A 24,286-nucleotide genomic window follows, 5' to 3' on the forward strand; every position below is an offset into this window, starting at 1 on the left:
CTTCAGGCTCGTAGCGGTCAGAAGGAGCGAATGATTCGCCCGAGCGTCTCCATGGCCCGTTCAGCACCGTCATGCCAGGGGCTGCCGTAGTTGAGGCGGATGCAGTTGCCGAAGCGGCGGGTGGGCGAAAAGATCGGCCCCGGAGCGATGCTGATGCCCTGGGCCAGGGCCATGTGGAACAGCTTGAGGGCATCCATCTGCTCGGGCAGTTCCAGCCACAGGAAGTAGCCACCCGAGGGCTGGCTGACCCGTGTCTGCGCCGGGAAGTGGCGGGCGATGGCGGCCAGCATGTTGGCCTGTTGGCCTTCAAGGGCGTAGCGTAGCTTGCGCAGGTGGCGGTCATAGCCACCGTGTTGCAGGTAGTCGGCTATCGCTGCCTGGGCCGGCATCGAGGCACACAGCGAAGTCATCAGTTTCAGCCGCTCGATCTTCTGCGCAAAACGCCCGGCCGCCACCCAGCCGATGCGGTAACCGGGTGCCAGGCTTTTGGCGAACGAGCCGCAGTGCATGACCAGGCCTTGGGTGTCGAAGGCCTTGGCCGGTTTGGGTGCCTGCTGCGAGTAGTACAGCTCGGCGTACACGTCGTCCTCGATCAACGGCACCTGGTGACGCGCCAGCAGTTCCACCAGCGCCTGTTTTTTCGCCTCCGGCATGCTGGCGCCTACCGGGTTCTGGAAGTTGGTCATGCACCACACGGCCTTTACCGGGTGCTTTTCCAGCGTCTGTGCCAGTACCCCCAGGTCCATGCCTTCGCGCGGGTGCACGGGGATTTCCACAGCCTTGAGCTTCAGCCGCTCCAGCACTTGCAGGCAGGCATAGAAGGCGGGGGCCTCGATGGCCACCAGGTCGCCCGGTTGGGTAACTGCCTGCAGGCACAGGTTCAAGGCTTCCAGTGCACCGTTGGTGATCAACAGCTCTTCCATCGGCAGCATCAGCCCACCAACCATGTAGCGCAGGGCAATCTGCCGGCGCAGCTGCGGGTTGCCGGGCGACAGGTCGGTCACCACCATGCGCGGGTCCATGCTGCGGCTGGCGCTGGCCAGCGAGCGCGACAGGCGCTGCAGCGGAAACAGTTCGGGGCTGGGGAAGGCTGAGCCGAACGGTATGGTGTTGGGGTCCTTGATCGAGTCGAGGATCGAGAACACCAGGCCGCTGACGTCCACGTCCGTCGACTCACTGACCGGCTGCAATGCCTGCGGCTCGCTGAACTGGCGCGGGGCGTGGGCGTTGACGAAATAACCCGAGCGCGGCCGGGCACGGATCAGCCCGCGCCGCTCCAGCAGGTAGTAGGCCTGGAACACGGTGGACGGGCTGACCCCGTGGGTCTGGCTGGCGTAGCGTACCGAAGGCACGCGTTGGCCGGGGCCCAGGACCCCGGAGCGGATCAGTTCGGCAATGTCGTCGGCGAAGCGTTCGTAGCGTTTCATTCTGGCCTTCTGTCGAAGCCTGGCAGGCAAGGTTGAGTCAGTGTAAGGGATCAGCGGTTCATCGGTGCGACGAAGCGGCTTTGGGCCACGCTGCGGATGGCAGGGTCGTCGCGCTCGCTGATTTCGAAGCTCAACGTTTGCGAGCTGCTGGCCGGGCGCTCGGCCAGCATCGCCACCGATACCGGCAGTTCGCTCATTTCGCCAGCCGGGATCACCAATGCGGTGGTGCCCTGCAAGGTGAAACCGTCAGCGTCCAGCAGGCGCAGCGCATAGTGCTGAGTGCGCTCGGTCTTGTTGATGACCTTGAGCAGGTAGATGTTCTCGATCTGGCCGTGGGCGTTTTCCCGGAACAGGCCGCGGTCCTTGATCACATCCAGCGAAACCATCGGGCGCATCTGCAAGGCCACCACCAGTGCTGCGATCATCACCCCGAGTGCAGCGACGTAGCCCAGCAGGCGCGGGCGCAGCCAGTGGGTGGTGCCGCCCTGCAAACTGTGTTCGGACTTGTAACCGATCAACCCGCGGGCGTAACCCATCTTGTCCATCACCCCGTCGCAGGCGTCGATGCACGCCGCGCATCCGATGCAGGCCATTTGCAAACCATCGCGGATATCGATGCCGGTAGGGCACACTTGCACGCATAGCGTGCAGTCGATGCAGTCGCCGAGGCCTTGTGCGCCAACGTCACTGCCTTTCTTGCGCGGGCCGCGGGCTTCACCACGGCGCGGGTCATAGGCAACCGCCAGGGTGTCCTTGTCGAACATCACCGCCTGGAAGCGCGCATACGGGCACATGTGCAGGCACACCGCTTCGCGCAGCAGGCCTGCGTTTATGTAGGTGGCAGCGGTGAAAAACAGCACCCAGAACAGCGCCACGCCGCCCAATTGCAACGTGAACAGTTCTGCGGCCAGTGGGCGGATTGGGGTGAAGTAGCCGACGAAGGTCAGCCCGGTGACTACACCGATGGCCAGCCACAGGCTGTGTTTCAGGGTGCGGCGCGCCAGTTTGTTCAGGCTCCACGGCGCGGCGGCAAGCTTGATGCGCTGGTTGCGGTCACCTTCCATTACCTTTTCGCACCACATGAACAGCCAGGTCCAGGTGCTTTGTGGGCAGCTGTAGCCGCACCACACGCGGCCGGCGTACACGGTAATGGCGAACAGGCCGAATGCGCAGATGATCAGCAGCGCCGACAGCAGGATGAAATCCTGTGGCCAGAAGGTGGCGCCAAAGATGTGGAATTTGCTTTCACCCAAGTCCCACAGCACGGCTTGGCGGCCATTCCAGTTCAGCCAGGCAGTGCCAAAAAACAGCACGAACAGGGCCCCGGCAAAGCCGATGCGCAGGCTACGGTACAGCCCGGTAAAGCTGCGGGTGTGAATGCCACTGTCGATGCGTCGCGGTTGTTGGCTGGCTGGGGCGGCGGCGATCTCTGTAAAAGGGATTCTGTTATTCATGGTTCGGTGCTCATCAGGCCTCGATCAGGCATGAGCACTATGGCCCTGAGGCTGTTATCAGCACAGGCTCAGATTTTGCGATAAAAACCGTATCAGATTAACCGCTCGGCCCCGCCAGGCCTTAGATCACCGAGCCTGGCACGCTGGTCTTCAGATGCCTGCGGCTATCCACCGCACCCGCCACGGTCAGTGCATCGGCCTCGGATTCGGTGATGGGCACGCGTTGGCCTGCGAGCAAGGCCACAGACATGCGCAGTTGTTCGTCGGTGATGATTTCGATATCGGGGCCATCACCCTCGATGCGCAGGTCTTCGCCGATCAAGGTGCAGCGTTGGGTGGCTTCGTCGATTTCAATGGGCATGGTGACGTGCTCCTGCTGGTGGTTACAGGGTGGACCACAGTGAGGGGCTGGTTGCTGCATCAACAGGCTGAGCGGCACTTTGCCCTGTGTACAGAGGTCAACCCTTGCATAGGGCTGGCCGGCCGCTTTGCGGGCACGCCCGCTCCCACAGGTCACCACACGTATCAAGAACTGTGCATTACTTGTGGGAGCGGGCATGCCCGCGAAAAGGCCGGACCTGGCCACACAATGCTCAGCATGGGGACAACTGTAATGGACGTTATCTGGCAAGCTATCCAGGCCGAATTCGCCGATGTCACCGATGAGCGCGAGGTCACTCGCATTCTCGTGCGCCTGCTGATGGCAGCCATACTTGGCGCGGTGCTGGGCTTCGAGCGCGAACACAAGGGTAAATCCGCCGGGGTACGCACCCACATGCTGGTCTCGCTGGGCGCCGCGCTGTTCGTGCTGGCACCCAGCATGGCCGGGGCTGATGAGCAGGCGCTAAGCCGGGTGATCCAGGGCATCGTCGCCGGTATCGGCTTTCTGGGTGCAGGCACCATCCTCAAGGGAAACGGCCAGGACACCAGCCATGTGAAAGGCCTGACTACCGCCGCAGGGCTATGGATGACCGCTGCCATCGGTACGGCTGCCGGCATGGGCCGCGAAGCCACGGCGTTGATCAGCACGGTACTGGCCCTGCTGGTACTGGGCACGATGCCGTTGCTGGTGGAGAAGGTCGAAGGACAGAACGAGGAGAAGCAGGAGGAGGAGGGCAGGAAGCACTAAGGCAGGAAGCACTAAGGCAGGAAGCACTAAGGGGAGCCGAAGCTCCCCCCAAAGCGTTGTTGCTTGCTCTTTTTTTATTATTGAGACCGGCTTTTTGTTGTTTTTGTCAGCCTGCCTTGGTGGTGCGAGCGACCCCCATGCGGGGTCAAGAGCAAACGTATTTTTTTGAGCGCTGACCTGCTTTCATCATTGATCCGAACCTGGCTGTAGCTACCTTGAGGTAGTTTTATTGTTCTGTGCCAGACCGCGGGGCGTACCCCTGAAAAGCGTGTCGACTCCAAAAAGATCTGCTTGCTACGCCTCTGCCGTGTTGTTCTTGTTATGTCAGAGCCGTTACCTGTTGTTTTTATTGGGTGTCACATTTTTTTTGTTCTTGTACCAAAGATATAGCAGGGTGCGTGCCAACTTTTTAAAGTCCTTTAAAATCAAGCACCTGGCGATTTCGTCGAAATCGCCAGGCCTGAAATTTTGTCGATTTGTTTCCCTGTTACCCGATTTTTTGCTGTGGAACGTGGGGCCGGTAACACTTCACCCACATGTATGTGACACCCGTGTGACTTCCTGCGCGTTACTGCGCATTGCGCGCCCGCGCTACCCGCGACCCATTGCTGCGGCCGAGCACATCGCTGATGCGTTGGCCGGCGGCGATCAGCCTGTCCAGGTCGATACCGGTAGCAATGCCCAGCCCCTGCAGCAGGTACACCACATCTTCCGTGGCGATGTTGCCGGTAGCGCCTTTGGCATAAGGGCAGCCACCCAGCCCTGCCACCGAGCTGTCAAACACATTGATACCTTCGAGGAGGCTGGCATAGACGTTGGCCAATGCCTGGCCATAGGTATCATGGAAGTGCCCGGCCAGTTGCCCGCGCGGTACCAGGGCGGAAACCACCTCGAAGAGGCGCCGGGTATCGCCGGCGGTACCTGTGCCAATGGTGTCGCCCAGCGACACCTCGTAACAGCCCATGTCATGCAGGGCGCGGGCCACCGGGGCCACCTGTTCGGCGCTGACCTTGCCTTCATAGGGGCAGCCGAGTACGCACGACACATAGCCGCGCACGCGCACACCATGGCTGCGCGCGGCCTCCATGATCGGTTCGAAGCGCTTGAGGCTGTCGCTGATCGAGCAGTTGATGTTGCGCTGGGAGAACGCTTCAGAGGCCGCTGCGAACACCGCCACTTCCTTCACCCCTGCAGCCAGGGCGTCCTCGAAGCCGCGCAGGTTTGGCGCCAGCGCCGCATACGTCACACCGGGGCGCTGCTGGATACCGGCGAACACCTCGGCGGAACCGGCCATCTGTGGCACCCACTTGGGCGAGACGAAGCTGCCCACCTCGATATAGGCCAGGCCCGCTGCGGTAAGGTCGTCCACCAGGCGCACCTTGTCGGCAACGCTGATGGGCTGGGCTTCGTTCTGCAAACCGTCGCGGGGGCCTACTTCGACCAGACGGACTTCTTTGGGCAAGGACATGGCGGGTTTCCTGTGGCGTTCAGCGGTTGTCTTTGTTGTTCAGGGTGGCGGCCAGGGCTTGTTCACAGCGCTCCTGGGCGGTGTCCAGTTCCAGTTGCATCTGGTGGATGTCAAGCATCTGCTGTTCCAGCTGGGCGCGCCGTTCGGCGATTTTCGCCAGCATGCTGTTGAGCTGTTTGAGGTTGCCGCTGGTGGGGTCGTACAGCTCGATAAGCTCGCGGCACTCGGCCAGCGAAAAGCCGATGCGCTTGCCGCGCAGGATGAGCTTCAGGCTGACCTTGTCGCGCGCCGTGTAGATACGTTCCAGGCCTCGGCGTTCGGGGCTCAGCAGGCCCTGCTCCTCATAGAAACGGATGGCACGGGTGGTGATGTCCAGCTCGCGGGACAGGTCGGAGATGCTGTAGGTCTGGGTGCTCATGCTGGGGCTCGGCGTGGGGTATGCGGTTATCCTGACTGCAGGTTGACGTATACGTCAAGCAGGGGCTGAAGATGCGTGTTGCCTTCTTCGCGGGCCTGCCCGCTCCCACAGAAGTGCGACGCTTGCGGGCCTGACGCAATCCCTGTGGGAGCGGGCAGGCCCGCGAAGAGGCCGATGCAGGTAACCACATTTCATTCCGGCTGCACCGACCGACGATAGCCATTGGGCGTCTGCCCACTCAAGCGCTTGAACCAGCGGGCAAAGTACGTCGGGTCGGTGAACCCCAGGCTGTCCGACAGCTGCCCGATGCTCATCCGCGTGTAAACCAGGTTGCGACGCGCCTCCAGCAACAAACGCTGGTGCAGCACCTGCAGCGCAGTCTGCCCACTCAGCGCCCGGCACAACTGGTTCAGTTGCAGGCTCGGAATATTCAGTCGCGCGGCGAAGTCCTCCATCGACAGGTGCTCGCGGTAATGCGCTTCGACCAGTCGCAGGTACTGCCCCAACAACTGGCGGTCACGCTCATCCCGATTTCGCGGCGCTTGACCCAGCTGCTGGCGGCGGCTGATCCACACCATCAGCGCGGTGACCAGCGCTTCGAGCATGGCCGCCCGCGCGGGGGCATTGCCCTGGTATTCCTGCTGCAAGGTGCTGATCAGGCTGCGCAGGTGCACGCGGTCCTGGCCCAGCGGGTAACACGCCGGTTTCGCAAGCACCGTCAGGGGCGCGCCCAGGCGCTGTTCCAGGTTCGCCACCAGTGCGGTGCCAAAGGTCAGCACATACCCCTGGATATCGGCACTGAAGCGAAAGCCATGCACGGTCATCGGCGGCACCACCTGGATCGCCGCCTCGCCGATGGCACTGCGCACGCCTTCGACCTCAACCTGGGCCTGGCCGCGCTGTACGTAAAGGAGCTGGAACAGTTCGGCATGCTGATGCGGCTTGATTTCCCAGTGGTGCAAACGGCTACGTGCCGGGATGGACTCGCAGTGCAACAGGTCGGTGCCGGGCCAGGCCGTGTTTTCACCATACAGCTTGAACAACGGGACGCCGGGGAGGGTGGATTTCATGCGGGCAAGCCTGTCCGTTAATCGAACGATTTTTGTAAAAGTGCAGGTTATTCATGGAATAGCACACTTAATGGGCATTTTTTGCCAGTAAAAATGCAAGGGCAAACCCTAACAGCAGATGCCGCCCCACTGCCAGTCCAGGGCCGGCATCGTCCGAACAGAGACAACAACAATGAAAACTCAGGTTGCAATTATTGGCGCAGGCCCGTCTGGCCTGCTGCTGGGCCAACTGCTGCACAAGGCCGGTATCGATAACGTCATCGTAGAGCGCCAGACGCCCGAGTATGTACTTGGCCGCATCCGCGCTGGTGTGCTGGAGCAAGGCACGGTCGATCTGCTGCGCGAAGCCGGTGTGGCCGAGCGCATGGACCGTGAAGGCCTGGTGCACGAAGGTGTCGAGTTGCTGGTTGGCGGGCGCCGTCAACGCCTGGATCTCAAAGCCCTGACAGGTGGCAAGACGGTGATGGTGTACGGCCAGACCGAAGTCACCCGTGACCTGATGCAGGCCCGTGAAGCCACAGGTGCACCGATCATCTATGCCGCCAGCAATGTCCAGCCGCATGAGCTTAAGGGCGAGAAGCCATATCTGACCTTCGAAAAAGATGGCCGGGTGCACCGGGTGGACTGCGACTATATCGCTGGCTGTGACGGCTTCCATGGCGTTTCGCGACAGAGCATCCCTGAGGGCGTGCTGAAGCAGTACGAGCGGGTTTATCCATTTGGCTGGCTGGGCCTGCTGTCGGACACACCGCCGGTCAATCACGAGCTGATCTATGCGCACCACGAACGTGGCTTCGCGTTGTGCAGCCAACGTTCGCAGACACGCAGCCGCTACTACCTGCAGGTACCTTTGCAGGACCGTGTCGAGGCGTGGTCTGACGAGCGTTTCTGGGACGAACTCAAAGCCCGTTTGCCCGCCGACGTAGCAGCTGATCTGGTGACTGGCCCAGCGCTGGAAAAAAGCATCGCGCCGCTGCGCAGCCTGGTAGTCGAACCCATGCAGTATGGCCACCTGTTCCTGGTAGGTGACGCCGCGCACATCGTCCCACCCACCGGTGCCAAAGGCCTGAACCTGGCAGCCTCGGACGTCAACTACCTCTACCGCATTTTGGTCAAGGTATACCGCGAAGGTCGTACCGACCTGCTTGAGCAGTATTCGCCGCTGGCCCTGCGCCGGGTATGGAAAGGCGAGCGTTTCAGCTGGTTCATGACCCAGCTGCTGCATGACTTCGGCAGCCACAAGGATGCTTGGGACCAGAAGATGCAGGAGGCTGACCGCGAGTACTTCCTGAACTCCCCGGCGGGCTTGCTGAACATTGCCGAGAACTATGTGGGGCTGCCGTACGAAGAAGTAGTCTGAGGTTCTGTGCTGCCTGTGCTGGCCCCATCGCCGGCAAGCCAGCTCCCACAGGTACTGCACATGACTTGAATACGATGCGGTCAACGTGGGAGCTGGCTTGCCGGCGATCACGGGCGAAGCCCGTGCCATGCAAACCTTGCCTACTGGGCCAGCAACGCCTCCATCTCCCGGTACTCTCGCTGACGCGCATGCTCCAGCGCGGTGACCCCATCCTTGTCGGCAATGTGCCGGTCCGCCCCCGCCGCCAGCAGCCGGCGCACAATCTCCACATGCCGCGGTCCGCCATCCCCCAGGATCACTGCCTCCATAAGCGCGGTCCAGTGCAGGCGGTTCAGGTGGTTCACGTCCACCCCGGCATCGATCAGCATCTGCACCGTCTCGACATGGCCGCGCTCGGCCGCAGGGATCAACGCAGTCCCCCCGTAGCGGTTGGTGCTCTTGAGGTTGGCACCGTGGCTCAGGATCAGCCGCAGGATATCGTTCAGGCCTCGGGCGCCGGCATACAGATAAGGGCTGTCATCGATATTGTCTTTGGCGTTCACGTCGGCACCGGCCTGGATCAGTGCTTGCGCCGCCGCCACCTGGTTGCCGTGGGTGGCCACCAGCAGGGCAGTGCGCCCCTGCTCATCACGGCTTTCCAGCCGGGCACCTTCTGTCAGCAACTGTTGCAGGGTGCGCACGTCGTCCTGGCGGGCGGCGTTGTGCAGGCGGTTGTCCATGGTGGTGTTCTCGGCGTGGGCGGCAAGGCTGGTGAGCAGGGCGAACAGCATGGTTGTGAGTGATCTACGCATGGAGTGGCTCCTGATTGACCTGCCTGCATCCTAGAAAAATCGCACAAAGTCTTGAAGTTAAGTTTGCGCATGACCGACAGTGGTCTGCTGAATAGACAAAGCAGGAAGCAAAACGATGAAGTTCTCCACATCGCTGATGAGCGCGCTGTGCCTGGCGATCGCGAGTGGGTGGGCCTGTGCCGAGCAAGTGTTGCCCGCGCCACCCGAACTGGCCTCCGGCTACCGCACTGGCCTGCAGCCGGTGCACGCCAGCCGGCATATGGCCGCCGCTGCCAACCCGCTGGCCACCGAAGCGGGGCGGGCGATGCTGCGTGACGGTGGCAGCGCCATCGACGCGGCCATCGCCATGCAAATGGTGCTGACCTTGGTAGAGCCGCAATCCAGCGGCATCGGTGGTGGGGCTTTTATCCTCTACTGGGACGGCAAACGTGTTCAGGCTTTCGACGGCCGCGAGGCAGCCCCGGCGCAGGTAACGGAGCAACTGTTCTTGCAAGCCAATGGTTCACCGATGCCGTTCAGGTCGGCGCAGATCGGCGGGCGCTCAGTGGGTGTGCCGGGGGTACTGCGCGCGCTGAAACTGGCTCACGAGCAGCACGGCAAGCTGCCTTGGCAGCAACTCTTTGCCCCGGCCATCGCGTTGGCACGTAACGGTTTCCCCGTTTCCGAACGCCTCCACACCCTGGTGGCGGGCGACCCGTATATCGCCCGGTCACCGGCCATGGCGCGCTACTTCCTGGATAAAAACGGCAAGCCGCTGCCGGTGGGCACGAGGTTGCGCAACCCTGAACTTGCGCAAACGTTCGAGCAGATTGCCGCGCACGGGCCCCAGGCGTTCTACACCGGTGAAATCGCCGGGGCCATCGTGGCCAAGGTGCGCAGCCATACCAATGCCGGTTACCTGTCGTTGCAGGACCTTGAGCAGTACACCGCCAAAGAGCGCGAGCCGGTGTGCGGCACCTACAAGGCCTGGCGCGTCTGCGGCATGCCGCCGCCCTCGTCGGGTGGGGTGACGGTGTTGCAGACGCTGGGCATGCTTGAAGCCGTGCAGCGCGCCACGCCACAACGCGACCTGGCGGCGCTGCGGCCGTTGGCGAGCGCGTCCCCGGCAGGCCTGGAGGCACCGCCGCTGGCCGTGCACCTGATCGCCGAGGCCGAGCGCCTGGCCTACGCCGACCGCGCTCAGTACCTGGCCGACAGTGATTACGTGCCGGTCCCGGTCAAGGCCCTGACCGACCCCGCCTACCTGGCCCGCCGAGCAGCGCAGATCGGCGAGCACAGCATGAAGCGCGCTCGCCCTGGCCAGCCGCAAGGCGCCGACCTGGCCCTGGCACCCGATCGCTCGCCTTTGCGCGTTTCCACTTCGCACCTCAGCGCAGTGGATGACAATGGTCAGGCACTGGCCATGACCACCTCGGTGGAGGCCGCGTTCGGTTCGCACCTGATGGTCAAGGGCTTCCTGCTCAACAATCATCTGACGGACTTCTCGTTCATCCCCCGGGAACACGGCAAGCCCGTGGCCAATCGGGTGCAGCCGGGCAAGCGGCCACTGTCAGCGATGGCGCCGACGCTGGTGTTTTCGCGGGCCTCTGGCGAGCTTGTGGCCAGCCTTGGTTCGCCAGGGGGCTCGCAGATCATTGGCTACGTGAACAAGGCGCTGATCGGCTTGCTGGATTGGCAGCTCGACCCGCAGCAGGCGGCCGGCCTGCCCAACTTCGGCAGCCGCAATGCCGGCACTGAAGTGGAAGCCGGGCTGGCCAGCCAATCGCTGATCCGCCAATTGGCAGCCTGGGGCCATGAGGTCACGCCGATGACCATGACCAGCGGCATGCAGATCATCCAGCGCAGCGGCGATGGCTGGTCCGGTGGCGCCGACCCTCGGCGGGAAGGTGTGGCCCTTGGCGACTAGCCGTGATAGAACGCAGTCTTGCCATTCCGCAGTTGAATACCAAGATGTCTATCAGCGTGAAATCGAATAGAGCCCTGTTCGACCTCGACCTGCTACGCGCCATTGTGGTGGTGGCCGATTGCGGTAGCTTCACCACGGCGGCGGCGCGCCTGCACTCGACCCAATCGACCATCAGCCAGAAGGTGCGCCGCCTGGAAGACATGGTCGGCCATCGCCTGTTGGTGCGGGGTAACCGCGATGTGCTACCAACCGACGCCGGGCAGACCTTGCTCGGCTACGCGCGGCACATGCTGGCGCTGAATGACCAGATGCTCGAAGCCCTGGCCGGGGCGATGGTCGGCACCACCGTACGCCTGGGCGTGCCCGAGGACTTCGTTGGCGGGCGCACAACCAATGCGCTGTCGGCCTTCAGCCGGCTGCACCCGCAAGTGAAACTGGAAGTGACCAGCGGCCTGTGCCGCGACCTCAGCCAAGCCTACGACAACGGTGAACTCGACTTGGTGCTGCTCAAGCAGCGGCGCAACACCCGGGAGGGCGTGGCTTGCTGGCCCGAGCGCCTGCAATGGATCGACAGTGCGCGCACCCCCGCCTTCGAGCTGGACCCGATCCCGCTGGTTACCTTCCCGCCGCGCGGCTTGTACCGCGAGGACATGATCAACGCTATCGAAAGCATGGGCCGGCGCTGGCGCATCAGTTTCACCAGTTCCAGCCTCAGCGGTATCCAGGCGGCAGTTGCCGATGGCATGGGCATCAGCCTGCTGCCACCAAGGGCAGCCACGGGTGAGCACCGGGTGCTGGGGGCAGGGCAGGGGCTACCGGAGGTCGACAGCTATGAAATCGTCATCGTCCACCGGCCGACAGCGGATGTGATGGTCAAGGCGTTGGCCGAGGTCATGACGCAACTGCTGGCGGGCGGCGGGATCTGACACGGCCTTACGAACTGACGCGGTCTTTGTGGGGGCGCCCCGGCAGGGCCGCTCCCACAGAAGATCGAGTCGGCCGAGGGTGGATGGGTCAGGCGCAAGCCGCCGCCAGGCGTGGCGACAGGTGAATGCCGGCAATCATGCAGCGCACCGAGCCGCCGGCCATCTCAATGGTCGGCACGTCCAGTGGCACCAGCCGCGCCGAGCGCTCGATGCGCCGGCGTTGCTCGCTGGTCAGGCTGTCGAAGGCCTTGCGTGACAGCGCCAGAATACGCCCGTCACGCCCGGACAGTTCGATGGCATTACCGGCAAACTGGCCGATCTGCTGGTTGCTCAAGTCAATCACATCGCGGCCCGATTCGATCAGCCGCATGCGCACTTCCTCGGCCCGCGCCTTGTTGGTGAACGTGCCAAAACCCACCAGTGCAAACTCGGTCGCCACGCACATCAGTACGTTGGTGTGGTAGATCGGCGTGCCTTGCTCGTCGGCAGTGTCGAATACCATCGGCTCGAAGTTGAAGTGCGTGCTGAAGCGCTCCAGGGCAATCGGGTCGGCACGGTTGGAGCGTGCGGTGTAAGCCACCCGCGACAGGTGGTCGAATACCATGGCGCCGGTCCCTTCGAGGAACAGCTCGTCCTGCTCCAGCCCTGAATAATCGATTACATCCTGCACGCGGTACTCATTCTTGAGCATCTCGATCACATCGGCGCGCCGCTCGCGGCGGCGGTTGCGCGAGTACATCGAGTAGATCGCGATATGCCCACCGGGGTGGGTCGAGAACCAGTTGTTGGGGAACACCGAGTCCGGGGTGTTGTGCTCGCCAAAATCGTCGAACAGGTGTACGCGTACGCCTTCGGCCTCGAGGCGGCCGACGGCCTGGGTGACTTCATCACGGGCAACCTCGGCGAGCGCCTGTGCGGCGAGGCTGGGGTTGCTGCGCTGGAATGAGTTGTCGGCTGCGGTTTCCGGGTTGGGGGTGAACGCATGTGGCCTGACCATGACCACTGCTGCAGGTGCTTGAATCGAACGCGTCGGGAATGCCATCTGGAAGTACCGGGTAGGAAGCGGGGTTAGGCAACGCGTCGGATGCGGCTTTTGGCAGCGCGGCCGCGGGTGTGGCTGAACAGGTCTTTCGGGTCGTCTTCCACCCATGGCACCAGGTCGATCTTCGTGCCCATGCCGCGCTTTTCGGCCTGCTGTAGTACGTAACGTAGTACGGTGTAGTCTTCCAGGGCGAAGCCCACCGAGTCGAATACGGTGACCTGGCTGTCGCTCTGGCGCCCCTCGGTCTCGCCGCGCAGCACACGCCACAGGTCAACCACCGGGAAGTCAGCGGGCAGCTGCTGGATGTCCCCTTCGATACGGGTTTGCGGCTCGTACTCGACGAACACCCGGGCGTTGCGCAGCACATCGGCGTGCAGTTCGGTCTTGCCCGGGCAGTCTCCCCCCACGGCATTCAGGTGCATGCCGGGTTCGAGCATGTCAGGGGTGATGATGGTGGCGTAGGCCTTGTCGGCAGTGACCGTGGTGATGATGTCCACGCCTTTCACCGCCTCGGCCACCGAGCCGGCCCGGCGAATGGTGAGGCCGCTGTATTCCTTGAGGTTGGCAATCAGCTTGGCGGTGGCCAGCGGGTCGGTGTCGTAGGCGATGATTTCTTCGATGCCCAGGTGCTTGTGGAAGGCCAGCGCCTGGAATTCGCTTTGCGCGCCGTTGCCGATCAGCGCCATCTTGCGCGAGTTCGGTCGGGCCAGTGCCTGGGCTGCCATCAGCGAGGTAGCCGCAGTGCGCAGGGCGGTGGCAATGGTCAGTTCGGACAGCAACACCGGGTAGCCGGTTTCGACATCGGCCAATACGCCGAAGGCCATCACGGTATGCAGGTCACGCGCGGTGTTGGCCGGGTGGCCGTTGACGTATTTGAAGGCGTAGCGGCTGTTGTCGGCGACCGGCATCAGTTCGATCACACCCACTTCCGAATGGCTGGCAACCCGTGCGGATTTATCAAACTCCTGCCAGCGTTTGAAGTCTTCACGAATGGCCGCAGCCAGCTCGCCTATGAACGGCGCTACGCCAATGTCGTGCACCAAGTCCGACATGGTTGGAACATCAATGAAATACGTCATGCTCTTGCACCTTGTTATTGTGCGCTGCCCTCTGGATATTGCAGGGTGAGCGCTTAGGATTATCGAAGTGTCGCCGGCTCGAATATTTTGATGAAAGGTTGCGTCAACAGGAAGAATGCAGGTTGCCAGTTTCGCCAACTTTCTAGACAATCTGCCACCCCAAAGTAGCAATCTGATTATTTGGCAGGCATATGGACACTATCGATCGGGAACTGATTGCGCTGTTGCGGGACAATGCACGTACCCCCGTGCTGACCTTGGCAAAAAAACTCAAGGTGGCCAGGGCAACGGTGCAAAACCGCATCACTCGCCTCGAAGAGCAGGGCGTGATCATCGGCTACACGGTACGCTTGCGCTCCGATGCGCTGGACCAGGGCGTGCGGGCGATCACCAGCATCGGCATCAGCGGCCACCACGCCGCAGAGGTCAAGCACGCGCTGCGTGGGCACCCCAACGTGGTGGCCATTCATACCACCAATGGCCGCTGGGACCTGATGGCAGAGCTGCGCGCAGACACCCTTGAAGCGTTCGACCGGGCGCTTAACACCATTCGCTCCATCCCGCACATCGAGAATACCGAGACCAGCATCCTGCTCTCCACCTACAAGATGTGACCGCTGGGTCAGGCCTTTTGACAGGCGCATTGCGCAAACTGTCACCCAGGCTTTCCACAGTGCAAAAAATCCCTTGGGCTGTGCGCATTCTGTAGCGTTCCGCTTGGCCCGGGCCACTGGCAGAATGAAACTGTTTCCGTGCAACGGTACACGGCGCACCACCCAAGGTGCGTTTCAAACAATAAAATAGCCCGCAGCGAAGTTGCGTCGGGCGTGAGTGTCCGTTTTCGTTATTACCTGCGCTTTTATCATTTTCAATGACAGTGAACTTGCACCTTGGTGCCAATTAAATGGTGCGGCGCGGGGCGCTGAAGTTTTACCAAAAAAGAATAAGAGGTCGACTATGCATCAAACGTGCAATGCGCAAAGCGCAGCTCCGCAAGAGGGCCGAGTGCTCAAGCGACGGCTGGAAAACCGACACATACAGCTTATTTCGATCAGTGGCGCCATTGGTACCGGTTTGTTCATGGGCTCGGGCAAGATCATTGCGCTGTCTGGCACTTCAATCATCCTCGTCTACGCCATCATCGGTTTTTTTGTGTTCTGCATTATGCGCGCCATGGGCGAGATGCTGCTGGCCAACCTGCAGATGGAATCGTTCGCCGACCTGGTGCACAACTACCTGGGGCCGCGGGCCGGTTACATTCTCAGCTGGTCGTACTGGCTCAGCTGGGTGGTGGCGGCGGTGGGCGACGTGGTGGTGGTCGCAGGGTTCGTGCAGTACTGGTACCCCGATGTGCCTACCTGGCTACCGGCTTTCGGCACCATGTTCCTGTTGCTGGGCCTGAACATGCTGGCGGTGAAGGCCTTTGGTGAAGTGGAGTTCTGGTTCGGCCTGATCAAGATCGTCGCCATCGTGCTGCTGGTGGTAACCGGCCTGGTGATGGTCGCCACCTCCTATACCTCGCCGGGCGGGGTGACGGCGTCGTTCAGCCACCTGGTGGCGCCTGGCGTGGTCATGCCGCATGGCATCCTTGGCTTCCTCGCCGGGTTCCAGATCGCTATCTTCTCCTTCGTCGGCACCGAGCTTATCGGCACCGCAGCGGCCGAGGCCAAAGACCCCGAGAAGACCCTGCCGAAGGCAATCAATACCATCCCCGTACGTATCCTGCTTTTCTACATCTGTTCGTTGGTGTGCATCATCAGTGTGGTGTCCTGGGCCAATGTGCCGGCCAACCGCAGCCCGTTCGTTGAATTGTTCCTGCTTGGCGGGTTGCCCGCTGCTGCTGGCATCATCAACTTCGTGGTGCTGACCTCTGCGGCCTCGTCGGCCAACAGTGGCGTCTACTCGGGCTCGCGCATGCTCTACGGCCTGTCGCACCAACAACAGGCGCCGACGGCGTTCGGGCGTCTGTCCGGCTCGGGTACGCCGGTGCGGGCGCTGGTGTTTTCCGGGGTGTGCATGGCGATTGCGCTGACGCTGCTGTTCGTGATCCCGGAAGTGATGACCGTGTTCACCCTGGTGTCGACCATTTCCGCGGTGATGATCATCGTTACCTGGTCGCTGATCCTGCTGTCCTATTTCGCCTACCGCCGACAGAATCCGCAGGCGCATGAGCAGTCCAGGTTCAAGCTGCCCGGCGGCAAGGTCACCGCCGCGCTGGCGCAGCTGTTCCTGATTTTCGTGCTGTGCCTGCTGGCCCTGGAGCCGGACACCCGCACGGCGTTGTACGTGATGCCGTTGTGGTATGCGGGCCTGTTGCTCGCCTATCGACGCAGGACCAAGGCCTCTGCGCAACCGCAGACAGCGACTGCTACATAGCACCATGGGACTGCTGTGCAGCCCATCGTTGGCAAGCCAGCTCCCACCTGGACTGCGCGAGTCGCAAGATTCGCGCTGTACCTGTGGGCGCTGGCTTGCCGGCGAGACACCTCAAGGCTGGCGTTCAGCAACCGCCCGCAACGTCCGCAACGTCACCACCGGTGCATCCACCACGAACCTGTTGGCCAGCCAGCCGGGCACATCGCCGGCAGGGTCGGCCTGCAACTGGTAGGTCACCTCCGTCTCGCGCTCGCCCAGTGGTTTCATCCGCCATTCACCGCTCAGATGCTGCACCCGGATCAGGCCGTCCACCTCGGGGATCCTGTCGGGCTCGGCACTCAGGCGCCGCAGCAGGGTGCCGTCATCCAGGCGTTCGCTGGTCACTTTCAGCACAATGTCCCGCGGCATCGTCGGCCACGGCAGGTTGGTGGTCAGGTACACCCAGGTATTGGCGCCCTCTACTTCCAGCAAACGCATCTGGTCACAGGCGTATAGCCATTTGCAGGCTACCCGCAGGTTCTCTTGCAGATCGGTGAGGGTGCGCACGCTGGCTTTCATGGTGCTCACACCACGAAATTGCTGGTAGGACGAGTCAGCCGCGCCACTGAGGTACACGCGGATGCCTTCGCGGTCGTAGGCCAGGTTCCAGTCATCGGCGGCCGGGGCAGGGGCAGGGGCACACAGCAGCAGGGCAGTGAGCAGCAGGCAGCGGTTCATGGCCGGTACCGCGTGGGGGATGGGTTTTTCAGTATGAGTAACAACGACCCCCTGCGCCACCGGCACAAAGGTGCCGGGTTCGAACACATAGTGCGTGCTGCGCCCATGGCGCTCGCGGTCCCGGCATTCGAACGCCAGCGTGTCGCCTTCCCACACATACCAGGTAAAGCCACACCCCAACTGTTCATCCAGTTCGCGCCGCTGGTTCTCGTTCCATACCGGGCCGGCTTGCCGCCGGTCGCGGTACTTGGCGTGGGATTTCTTGTACAGGCGACGACCCAGCGCGTCGTAGGCAAAGCTGACGGTCAGGCGGTCATCTTCGTAACGGCGCAAGCGGTTGTGGAGGTCCCAGGTGAAATGGCCTTGCTTGCAATCCGTGGTCGAACCAATAAGGGATTGGCATTTTCACTCTAAATCAGCCCGCGCTCGTTCACTTTGCATGTTCTGACCTTTTGTCGTCAATCTTAAATATCAATCTATTCTTTCGCATGAGAGGAAGTGCTCAATTTATTTAAATCAAGCGAGCTGTCGGTTAGTTTTTCGATTTTAGCCGCTGCTAGGGAGTCTATAGGGTAGTCATCATAAAGCTGCTCTGAATCGTTGGCTATCTTTAGTAGCAAGCGAAGTTCGCCTATTTCGATGGGGTTGATAAAGTTAAGCTCTCCAATGTATTTTTCACTATGCTTGTCAAATACAGATATTGAATATTTTACGTTTGGATTCGTGGTTCAACTCTCCGGTCTGATTTAGGGTTTTTGGTTGGTATCTGTTCCCCTGTCTCTGGGTCAAATGCCCCAAGATGTCTTCCTCTGCGATCATATTTTTCAATTTCACCATGTTGTGAATCCCATTCGCATATGCAGCCATCAGGAAGGTGCCAACGTTTCCTTAATCCCCCACCACCGTGAACCGCTATTGTTGGCTTCGCTCGCACTGCATCGGGAAATCCTGAAAGCCTACTGGGTGCGGGAATGTATTTTTGGGTTAGTCCTAGCGGATCCACCCAATGAGTTGGTGCGGGGCAGTATTTATAGGGGGTGAGACCTCCCTCAAAGCCAATAGGGTCTTTACCGACGTAGCGGCCAGTAAAGGAGTCATAATACCTATGTCGGTTATAGTGCAACCCCGTCTCAACGTCCCAATACTGCCCCTGAAAGCGTAGCGGATTCCGGATATCCGCCCACTTCGCCTTGTCGCTCCCTGTCTCCTCCGGCAACCCCCACGCCTTGTACGTCCCGCGCCAAGCAATCTCGCCATCCTCGCCGGTCAATTCCATCGGCGTGCCCAGGTGGTCACACTGGTACCACGCCAACGCATCAAGCGGCTTGGGTGTCGGCTTGTGTTGCCATACCGGATCCTTGTCGATGTCGTACGGGAAGACCACCGGCTGCGGTATCAACTCGACCACCTGGTTGGACACCGCCTGCGCCATCGGCAAATTTTTAATCTTTAATGTTCAAGCCTTGAAGTGGGACTAACCGGGAGATGCATATGTTGTCAATATCGGTTGGTGATGGCGTACGCTGGAAGAGGGCGAGAAAGAGTTGATTTATGAATTCATCTTTGTTTTTCACGTCGTCTAAGGGGATTTCGTGCGGTACAAGGTCGCGCCAATGCTTTTCATAGCTTTGTGTGTATATTATATGCTCAAGGCAGTTAGATATGTTTTCCATTGTTTTTGGGCCGAATCCATTAGAGGTTTCTTTCATGAGGCGAAAGAGCTCGGATCTATGTTCTTTGTTGTTTATTTCAAATTCGCTGAGTTCTGCATCTGTCATTGATATTAAGGGGTAGTATAAGAAATGGATGTAGTTTATGTTTGCGGTTTTCATTATAGCTTTGGGTAGGCTGTTAAAATGTTGTTGTTTTTGCGAACGATGATCGCAGTTGAGGTCTCAATGCGAGCGCCCCCGCCTGCACGGTAGCCTTCGCCAATTGTACGATTCATGTTTAGCATTGCGCTGTTAGTGCCGTTGGAGTTCATTTGAGCATTGCCGCGTTGGATTGCATCCAGTTGGTCGATATTATTTAAAAATCGCGTTGAGTCGGTCGGCTTTGGATTTTTGATGCATGGGCAATCAGGTGGTACTCCTGTGAGGGCCCGGTGTTTTTGCTGAGCTAGCGTGGTACCTGCGCCATGTCGAGAGTTAGCATGACCACCCCCTTTGCTATCAATATCTTGAAGTATAGCTCCTGCTCGCCGATTTGCCCTGTTTCCGGCTAGACCATATGGGTCAGTCCATTCTATTGGGTTCGAAGCATAAGTATAACTGTTGAACCCACCTATGAAACCAATCGGGTCCTTTCCTATAAACCGTCCGATCTGTGGGTCATAGTAACGATATCGGTTGTAATGCAACCCCGTCTCAACATCCCAATACTGCCCCTGAAAGCGTAGCGGATTCCGGATATCTCCCCACTTCGCCTTGTCGCTCCGTGTCTCCTCCGCCAACCCCCAGGCCTTGTACGTCCCGCGCCAGGCAATCTCGCCATCCTCGCCGGTCAATTCCATGGGCGTGCCCAGGTGGTCACACTGGTACCAGGCCAACGCATCAAACGGCTTGGGTGTCGGCTTGTGCTGCCACACCGGATCCTTGTCGATGTCATACGGGAAGACATACACCGGCTGCGGTATCAACTCGACCACATGGTTGGACACCGCCTGCGCCACCGGCACAAAGGTGCCGGGTTCGAACACATAGTGCGTGCTGCGCCCATGGCGCTCGCGGTCCCGGCATTCGAACGCCAGCGTGTCGCCTTCCCACACATACCAGGTAAAGCCACACCCCAGCTGTTCATCCAGCTCTCGCCGCTGGTTCTCGTTCCATACCGGGCCGGCTTGCCGCCGGTCGCGGTACTTGGCGTGGGATTTCTTGTACAGGCGACGACCCAGCGCGTCGTAGGCAAAGCTGACGGTCAGGCGGTCATCTTCGTAACGGCGCAAGCGGTTGTGGAGGTCCCAGGTGAAATGGCCTTGCTTGCCGTCCGTGGTGCGCTCCAGCAGGTTGCCGCGCTCGTCATAGCGGTACTGCGTGCCGTAATAGCTGCGCAGTACGTTGTCGCTCAGCCGTTGCGGTGAGTGCCGGTTGGGGCCGGGCGGTGCCTGTGGATCCAGCAGGTTGCTGGCCGGGTCGAAGGCAAACAGCTCTTTCTTGTAGTAGTCGCCCGCTTCGAGCAGGCGGCCGACCGGGTCGTAGCGGTAGAAGGTATCGCCACGCAGCAGGTCATTGATGTGGGTGAGCTGGCCGCTGGTGTCGTAGGCGTAGTCGCGCAGCGCAATCCGTCTGGTGGCGCCGCGCCGGGCCAGGGTCTGTTGTTGCAGCTGGCCATTCGGCGTCCAGGACTGGCGCTGGATCAACCCGTTGCCTTGCTCCCGGGCGATTTCCCGGTGCAGGTCGTCGCGCTGATAGCTGAGCAGTTCGCGGTCGTCGAGCTTGAGGCTGAGCAGGTGACCGCTGCCATACGTCAGCCAGCTGATTCGATGGCCGTCCGGCCGGGTGGTCGCCACGCGCAGGTTGAGGGCGTCGTATTCATGCTGGAACACCGCGACCTTCGGTTGCTTCATGTACTTGAAGTGCTGATGCTCGCGGGTGTTGTTGCCCGCCAGGTCGTAGAACCATTGCAGCTTGCAGTCCTGGTTCTCGGCGATCAGCAGGTTGCCATTGCCGTCGTAGGCGAAGGTTTCGGTTTCCCACTCTTTGCCGCCGCGCGCGCCCGCCCGGGTTTCCACCAGGCGGCCCATGGCGTCGTATACGAAGTGGGTGATGCGGTCGCCATCGAGGCGGCGGGTGGGCTGATTGCTGCTGTGATCGTAGAGGTAGTCGGTGGCCTGCTTGTCGAAGCCGGTCTCCTTGATCAGCCGGCCCGCCGGGTCGTACTTGAAGCTGGCTTCGCTGTTGTTCTCGTTGCGCAGGCTCACCAGCTGGCCGAGCTTGTCCCAGCGATAGGTGAGGGTGCTGTCGTCCGGGTTGTGGCGCCGGTGAATCAGGCCGGCTTCGTTGTAGGCCCAGGCGGTGCGCCGGTGCAGGGCGTCGGTGTAGCTGAGCAGGCGGCCTTCGGCGTCGTGCTCGAAACGGTCTTCAGTGTTGTCGGGATACACCAGGCGGGTCAGTTGGCCGGCCTGGTAGTGATACTGGGTGGTTTCACCCGCCGCGTTGATGGCTTTGCTCAGCTGGCCGAGTGCGTCGTACTTCCACAGGGTGGTCTTGCCCGAGCAGTCGGTGTAGCTGGCCAGCTGGCCATCGCGGGTGTAGCCGAGCTTTTTCTCGCCACCGTTGGCGTCGATGATGGCGGTGGGCAGGTTGTCGCTGTTGTAGGTGTACTGGGTCTTGTTCTCCAGGGGGTCGAGGGTTTCGATGATGTTGCCGCGCAGGTCATGGTCGTACTTCCACAACCCGCCCTCGGCATCGCGGGTCTTGAAGCGCTGGTCGAGGTCGTCATAGGCATGCTGCACCAAGGAGCCGTCGGGGCGGGTGTGCTGCAGCAGGTTGCCGCGCTCGTCGTAGATGTAGCGGTCGACACTGCCGTCGGTGTGCACATGCTGGATGACGTTCTTGCCATCATCGCGGAACAGCCACTCTTCGTTGCCGTCGGGGTAGATGATGCGGTAGGTGTAGCCGAGGTAATCGTAGTAGTGGCGGGTTTCCTGGCCAAGCGCATCGGTGACGGTGGTGAGGCGAATATGCCTGTTCCACTTCAGGCGGGTGTCGAAGCTGCCGTCGTCTGCCCATTCACGCACGGCTTTGGCATCCGGGCCTTCGCCCAGCCATTCAAGATTGATGGCCCGTTGTGTGCGGTCGGTGTAGCGGGTAACCAGGTGGTGCTGATACTGATAGGTCCACTGTGCCCCGTGTTCATCGCGTGCCGCGCGCAGGTCGCCGTGCTCGTCGTGGTCGTAACCGGCCAGCTGCCGTTGCTGCCGGCCATCCTGCATCAGCCAGAGTGCCCGGATGCGGCCGTGCTCATCGAGCTGGGTCTGCACATGGCGGTGCTGGTTTTCATCCTGATAGGTGATCAGGTCGGAGAGCACGGCCTTGCCGGCGTGTTGATGCTCGTAATGCAGCGCAATACGCGCACCGCCACGTTCGATGATACCGACCAGGCGGTAGCGATCCCCCACGCGCAGGTAGTGTTCATGGCGCTGATGACCGCGGGCCAGGGCCAGGCGGTTTTCATCGACCCGGATAAGCAGGGTTTTTTCCACCGGGTCGTACAGCGGCTTGCCCTGCTTGGGCAGGGCGTAGCTGTGCGTGCGGCCATCGTCGGCGTGGTACAGCACGCCCTCGTCGACGACATCGAAACGCATCGAGAACGGCGTGGTCCAGCGCGCCCCGCATTCACTGTCATCGTAGGCATCCAGGCTGGAGCGGTAAGTGCGGTGCCAGGCGATGGGAAATACGCCGGGCAGGTTGAAGTCGACATGCACCAGGGTTTCGGTGCCCCGCGCAAAGCTGATGCTCTTGCTGGTGCCGGGGCAGGTGCCGTTGAGGTTACAGCGTGGGTCATTCTTGGGCCGGGCTTCGTTGTGGGTGGCTTCCACGGTGCTTCCGGTGCCTTTTTGCCTGGCCACGCCCGAGCCGTGCGCCGGGGTGTTGACCGAGAGCCGGCGCGCGGGTTTGCGCTTGCGCAGGCCGGCGTTGAGCTGGGCGAGCAGCCAGGCAATGCTGTTTTGCGTGGCCGGGTTGGCCAGGGCGGTGAGCATTTGCCGGATCAACCGGGCCAGCCCCTTGAGCACATTGATGTGTGGCTGAACGAGCTTTACAACCAGGCCCGTGTTGCTCGCTGCCGCTTTGTAGCCCTCGGTCGCGCCGTACTGAAGCGCCCCGGCTGCGGTGCTGATGACCGCGCCGGCCCTGTCCAGCAGGCCCCAAAGGGAAGGTTCTTCGATGGGGGCATAGATCGCCTGGGCGCTGTTGACGATCGCCTTGCGCTGCTGGGTGGTGTCGATCTCGCCCCTGGCGATGCGCTCGATGGCATCCGCCAGGCTGTTGAGGGCCTGGAAGCCGGTGTTGGCGGCGTTGTTGAGGATGCCGGGCAGTTCGGTTTCGGCCTGCTCGACAAAGGTTTCGATTTCGCCCATCAACGTGGCGCCGAGGTGGCCGACCATGAGGCTGATCACGGCTTGGGCAAAGTCGCCTTTGTTTTTCTTCAGTTGCTGCCGTGCCAGGAACAGCACCGGCCGCAGGGTCATCCGCGCGGCGGCCATGGTGGGCGGGACGGGGACCACACCGATCAGGTTGATGCCCAGGCTGACCCAGTCCAGTGGGTCACTGGAGCCGGTTTTGGTCAGGTGAATGATGTCGCCCAGGGCATCGAACAAGGCGACGATGTTGCCGACCACCGGCACCGCGCCGGCCCAGGCCTTGACGGTGGCGAGGTCGATCTGATTGCCGCTGAGGTCCAGCAGCCACTCGTTGACGATTTTTTCGCCTTGGCCCAGGTCTTCCGCGACCAGATTGTTCAACGGGACGAGGGCGACTTCGCGCGCTTCGATTTCTTGCTTGGCTTGTGCGCTCACGATTTCAGCCCCCACCCTGGGAGGATGCTGAAGATAAAGCACACATCACTTGAGCTAATCATATGTTCTCCCGCTGTTAAATCTTTTGGGCAAGTTTGCAGAGTCCCTTGTATAGGGCGTACGGCATAAGTTCACTGAGGGCCGTAGTGCGAAGTTCGTGATTGTTCGCTAAGCACTTGCCTCAAGCTGTGTAGGGCGAATCTCTGAAATGGTTTTTGGTTTAAGTGGAAAGTTATATTTGCAGTGTTGGTGCGATGCAGTATTTAGTACGTGTTTCCGGACTTTTTGGGCTGTGAATAGGCGCTCTGTTCGCAAGGCTGAGCAGTAAGATGAAATGTGAGCATAAACGCACCAGGAGCAAGATTTTCGGGTGGGCTTGAAAATCAGAAGTTTCTGTAGGAACGTTCTTGCAGGGTGACTGTGTATTTAAACAATTTTATTGGAGGGGGAAGGTGAGGGATGAGTGCGGGGGATGGAGGTGTGAGTGCTTGCAGTAAGCGTGAAAGGCAGGAATAGATGTCTTGAAGTTGCTGCATATGTAAAAAGGCCGACATCCACAGCGCACTGTATATGCCGGCCTTTCGAGGGTGGGGCCCGAAGCCCCCG

General features: G+C 61.0%; 19 protein-coding genes. 6 read left to right on the forward strand and 13 right to left on the reverse strand.

Going from position 1 to position 24,286, the window contains the following annotated elements:
* Positions 1-17: 17 nt before the first annotated feature.
* The 3 genes from mapR to PP4_RS11615 all read right to left on the reverse strand — a co-directional run bounded on the left by mapR (position 18) and on the right by PP4_RS11615 (position 3,242).
* Positions 18-1,427 (reverse strand): GntR family transcriptional regulator MpaR, encoded by a 1,410-nt coding sequence (gene mapR, locus PP4_RS11605; protein WP_016499368.1) that lies wholly within the window; start codon positions 1,425-1,427, stop codon positions 18-20.
* Positions 1,428-1,477: 50 nt separating this feature from the next.
* A complete protein-coding gene (gene ccoG, locus PP4_RS11610; protein WP_016499369.1) occupies positions 1,478-2,881 on the reverse strand; it encodes a cytochrome c oxidase accessory protein CcoG in 1,404 nt (467 codons plus the stop codon).
* A 121-nt stretch (positions 2,882-3,002) separates the two neighbouring features.
* The gene (locus tag PP4_RS11615; RefSeq protein ID WP_016499370.1) at positions 3,003-3,242 is read right to left on the reverse strand and encodes a DUF3203 family protein; all 240 of its coding nucleotides are present in this window, start codon (positions 3,240-3,242) and stop codon (positions 3,003-3,005) included.
* A gap of 252 nt (positions 3,243-3,494) precedes the next feature.
* On the opposite strand from PP4_RS11615, the gene PP4_RS11620 reads away from it, so the two are divergent.
* Positions 3,495-4,010 (forward strand): MgtC/SapB family protein, encoded by a 516-nt coding sequence (locus PP4_RS11620; RefSeq protein ID WP_016499371.1) that lies wholly within the window; start codon positions 3,495-3,497, stop codon positions 4,008-4,010.
* Positions 4,011-4,578: 568 nt separating this feature from the next.
* Here the strand turns inward: PP4_RS11620 and PP4_RS11625 are convergent.
* The 3 genes from PP4_RS11625 to PP4_RS11635 form a co-directional block, all read right to left on the reverse strand.
* Positions 4,579-5,478: a hydroxymethylglutaryl-CoA lyase gene (locus PP4_RS11625; RefSeq protein ID WP_016499372.1), complete on the reverse strand. Its 900-nt coding sequence runs from the start codon at positions 5,476-5,478 to the stop codon at positions 4,579-4,581.
* Between the two features lie 19 nt (positions 5,479-5,497).
* A complete protein-coding gene (locus PP4_RS11630) occupies positions 5,498-5,896 on the reverse strand; it encodes a MerR family transcriptional regulator (RefSeq protein WP_016487404.1) in 399 nt (132 codons plus the stop codon).
* Positions 5,897-6,087: 191 nt separating this feature from the next.
* Entirely contained in the window at positions 6,088-6,966 is an 879-nt protein-coding gene (locus PP4_RS11635; RefSeq protein ID WP_016499373.1) for a helix-turn-helix domain-containing protein, read from the reverse strand.
* Positions 6,967-7,138: 172 nt separating this feature from the next.
* Between PP4_RS11635 and pobA the strand changes: the two genes are divergently transcribed.
* Positions 7,139-8,326, forward strand: coding sequence for a 4-hydroxybenzoate 3-monooxygenase (gene pobA, locus PP4_RS11640; RefSeq protein WP_016499374.1), 1,188 nt, complete (start codon positions 7,139-7,141; stop codon positions 8,324-8,326).
* 140 nt (positions 8,327-8,466) lie between these two features.
* On the opposite strand, the gene PP4_RS11645 is transcribed toward pobA, so the two are convergent.
* A complete protein-coding gene (locus PP4_RS11645; RefSeq protein ID WP_016499375.1) occupies positions 8,467-9,117 on the reverse strand; it encodes an ankyrin repeat domain-containing protein in 651 nt (216 codons plus the stop codon).
* A 115-nt stretch (positions 9,118-9,232) separates the two neighbouring features.
* On the opposite strand from PP4_RS11645, the gene ggt reads away from it, so the two are divergent.
* Together ggt and PP4_RS11655 are read left to right on the forward strand one after the other, a co-directional pair.
* Positions 9,233-11,023: a gamma-glutamyltransferase gene (gene ggt, locus PP4_RS11650; protein ID WP_016499376.1), complete on the forward strand. Its 1,791-nt coding sequence runs from the start codon at positions 9,233-9,235 to the stop codon at positions 11,021-11,023.
* Between the two features lie 44 nt (positions 11,024-11,067).
* A complete protein-coding gene (locus PP4_RS11655; protein WP_016487399.1) occupies positions 11,068-11,949 on the forward strand; it encodes a LysR substrate-binding domain-containing protein in 882 nt (293 codons plus the stop codon).
* Between the two features lie 88 nt (positions 11,950-12,037).
* On the opposite strand, the gene ctlX is transcribed toward PP4_RS11655, so the two are convergent.
* On the reverse strand, positions 12,038-12,946 hold the full coding sequence (gene ctlX, locus PP4_RS11660) for a citrulline utilization hydrolase CtlX (RefSeq protein ID WP_016499378.1): 909 nt from the start codon (positions 12,944-12,946) through the stop codon (positions 12,038-12,040).
* 71 nt (positions 12,947-13,017) lie between these two features.
* On the reverse strand, positions 13,018-14,070 hold the full coding sequence (locus PP4_RS11665; RefSeq protein WP_016499379.1) for an ornithine cyclodeaminase: 1,053 nt from the start codon (positions 14,068-14,070) through the stop codon (positions 13,018-13,020).
* Between the two features lie 191 nt (positions 14,071-14,261).
* Between PP4_RS11665 and PP4_RS11670 the strand changes: the two genes are divergently transcribed.
* Together PP4_RS11670 and PP4_RS11675 are read left to right on the forward strand one after the other, a co-directional pair.
* Positions 14,262-14,684: an Lrp/AsnC family transcriptional regulator gene (locus PP4_RS11670; RefSeq protein ID WP_016499380.1), complete on the forward strand. Its 423-nt coding sequence runs from the start codon at positions 14,262-14,264 to the stop codon at positions 14,682-14,684.
* A 343-nt stretch (positions 14,685-15,027) separates the two neighbouring features.
* Entirely contained in the window at positions 15,028-16,446 is a 1,419-nt protein-coding gene (locus PP4_RS11675; protein WP_041167696.1) for an amino acid permease, read from the forward strand.
* Positions 16,447-16,557: 111 nt separating this feature from the next.
* Here the strand turns inward: PP4_RS11675 and PP4_RS11680 are convergent, their stop codons facing one another.
* From PP4_RS11680 to PP4_RS11695, 4 genes are all read right to left on the reverse strand, one after another.
* Entirely contained in the window at positions 16,558-17,163 is a 606-nt protein-coding gene (locus PP4_RS11680) for an START domain-containing protein (protein WP_041168010.1), read from the reverse strand.
* A gap of 476 nt (positions 17,164-17,639) precedes the next feature.
* Positions 17,640-17,864, reverse strand: coding sequence for a DUF7683 domain-containing protein (locus PP4_RS29980; RefSeq protein ID WP_420793718.1), 225 nt, complete (start codon positions 17,862-17,864; stop codon positions 17,640-17,642).
* 8 nt (positions 17,865-17,872) lie between these two features.
* Entirely contained in the window at positions 17,873-18,583 is a 711-nt protein-coding gene (locus PP4_RS27930; protein WP_231859018.1) for a colicin E3/pyocin S6 family cytotoxin, read from the reverse strand.
* Between the two features lie 411 nt (positions 18,584-18,994).
* Entirely contained in the window at positions 18,995-23,680 is a 4,686-nt protein-coding gene (locus tag PP4_RS11695; RefSeq protein ID WP_172488765.1) for an RHS repeat-associated core domain-containing protein, read from the reverse strand.
* Positions 23,681-24,286 lie beyond the last annotated feature (606 nt).

The organism is Pseudomonas putida NBRC 14164, from assembly GCF_000412675.1.
Taxonomy (GTDB): domain Bacteria; phylum Pseudomonadota; class Gammaproteobacteria; order Pseudomonadales; family Pseudomonadaceae; genus Aquipseudomonas; species Aquipseudomonas putida.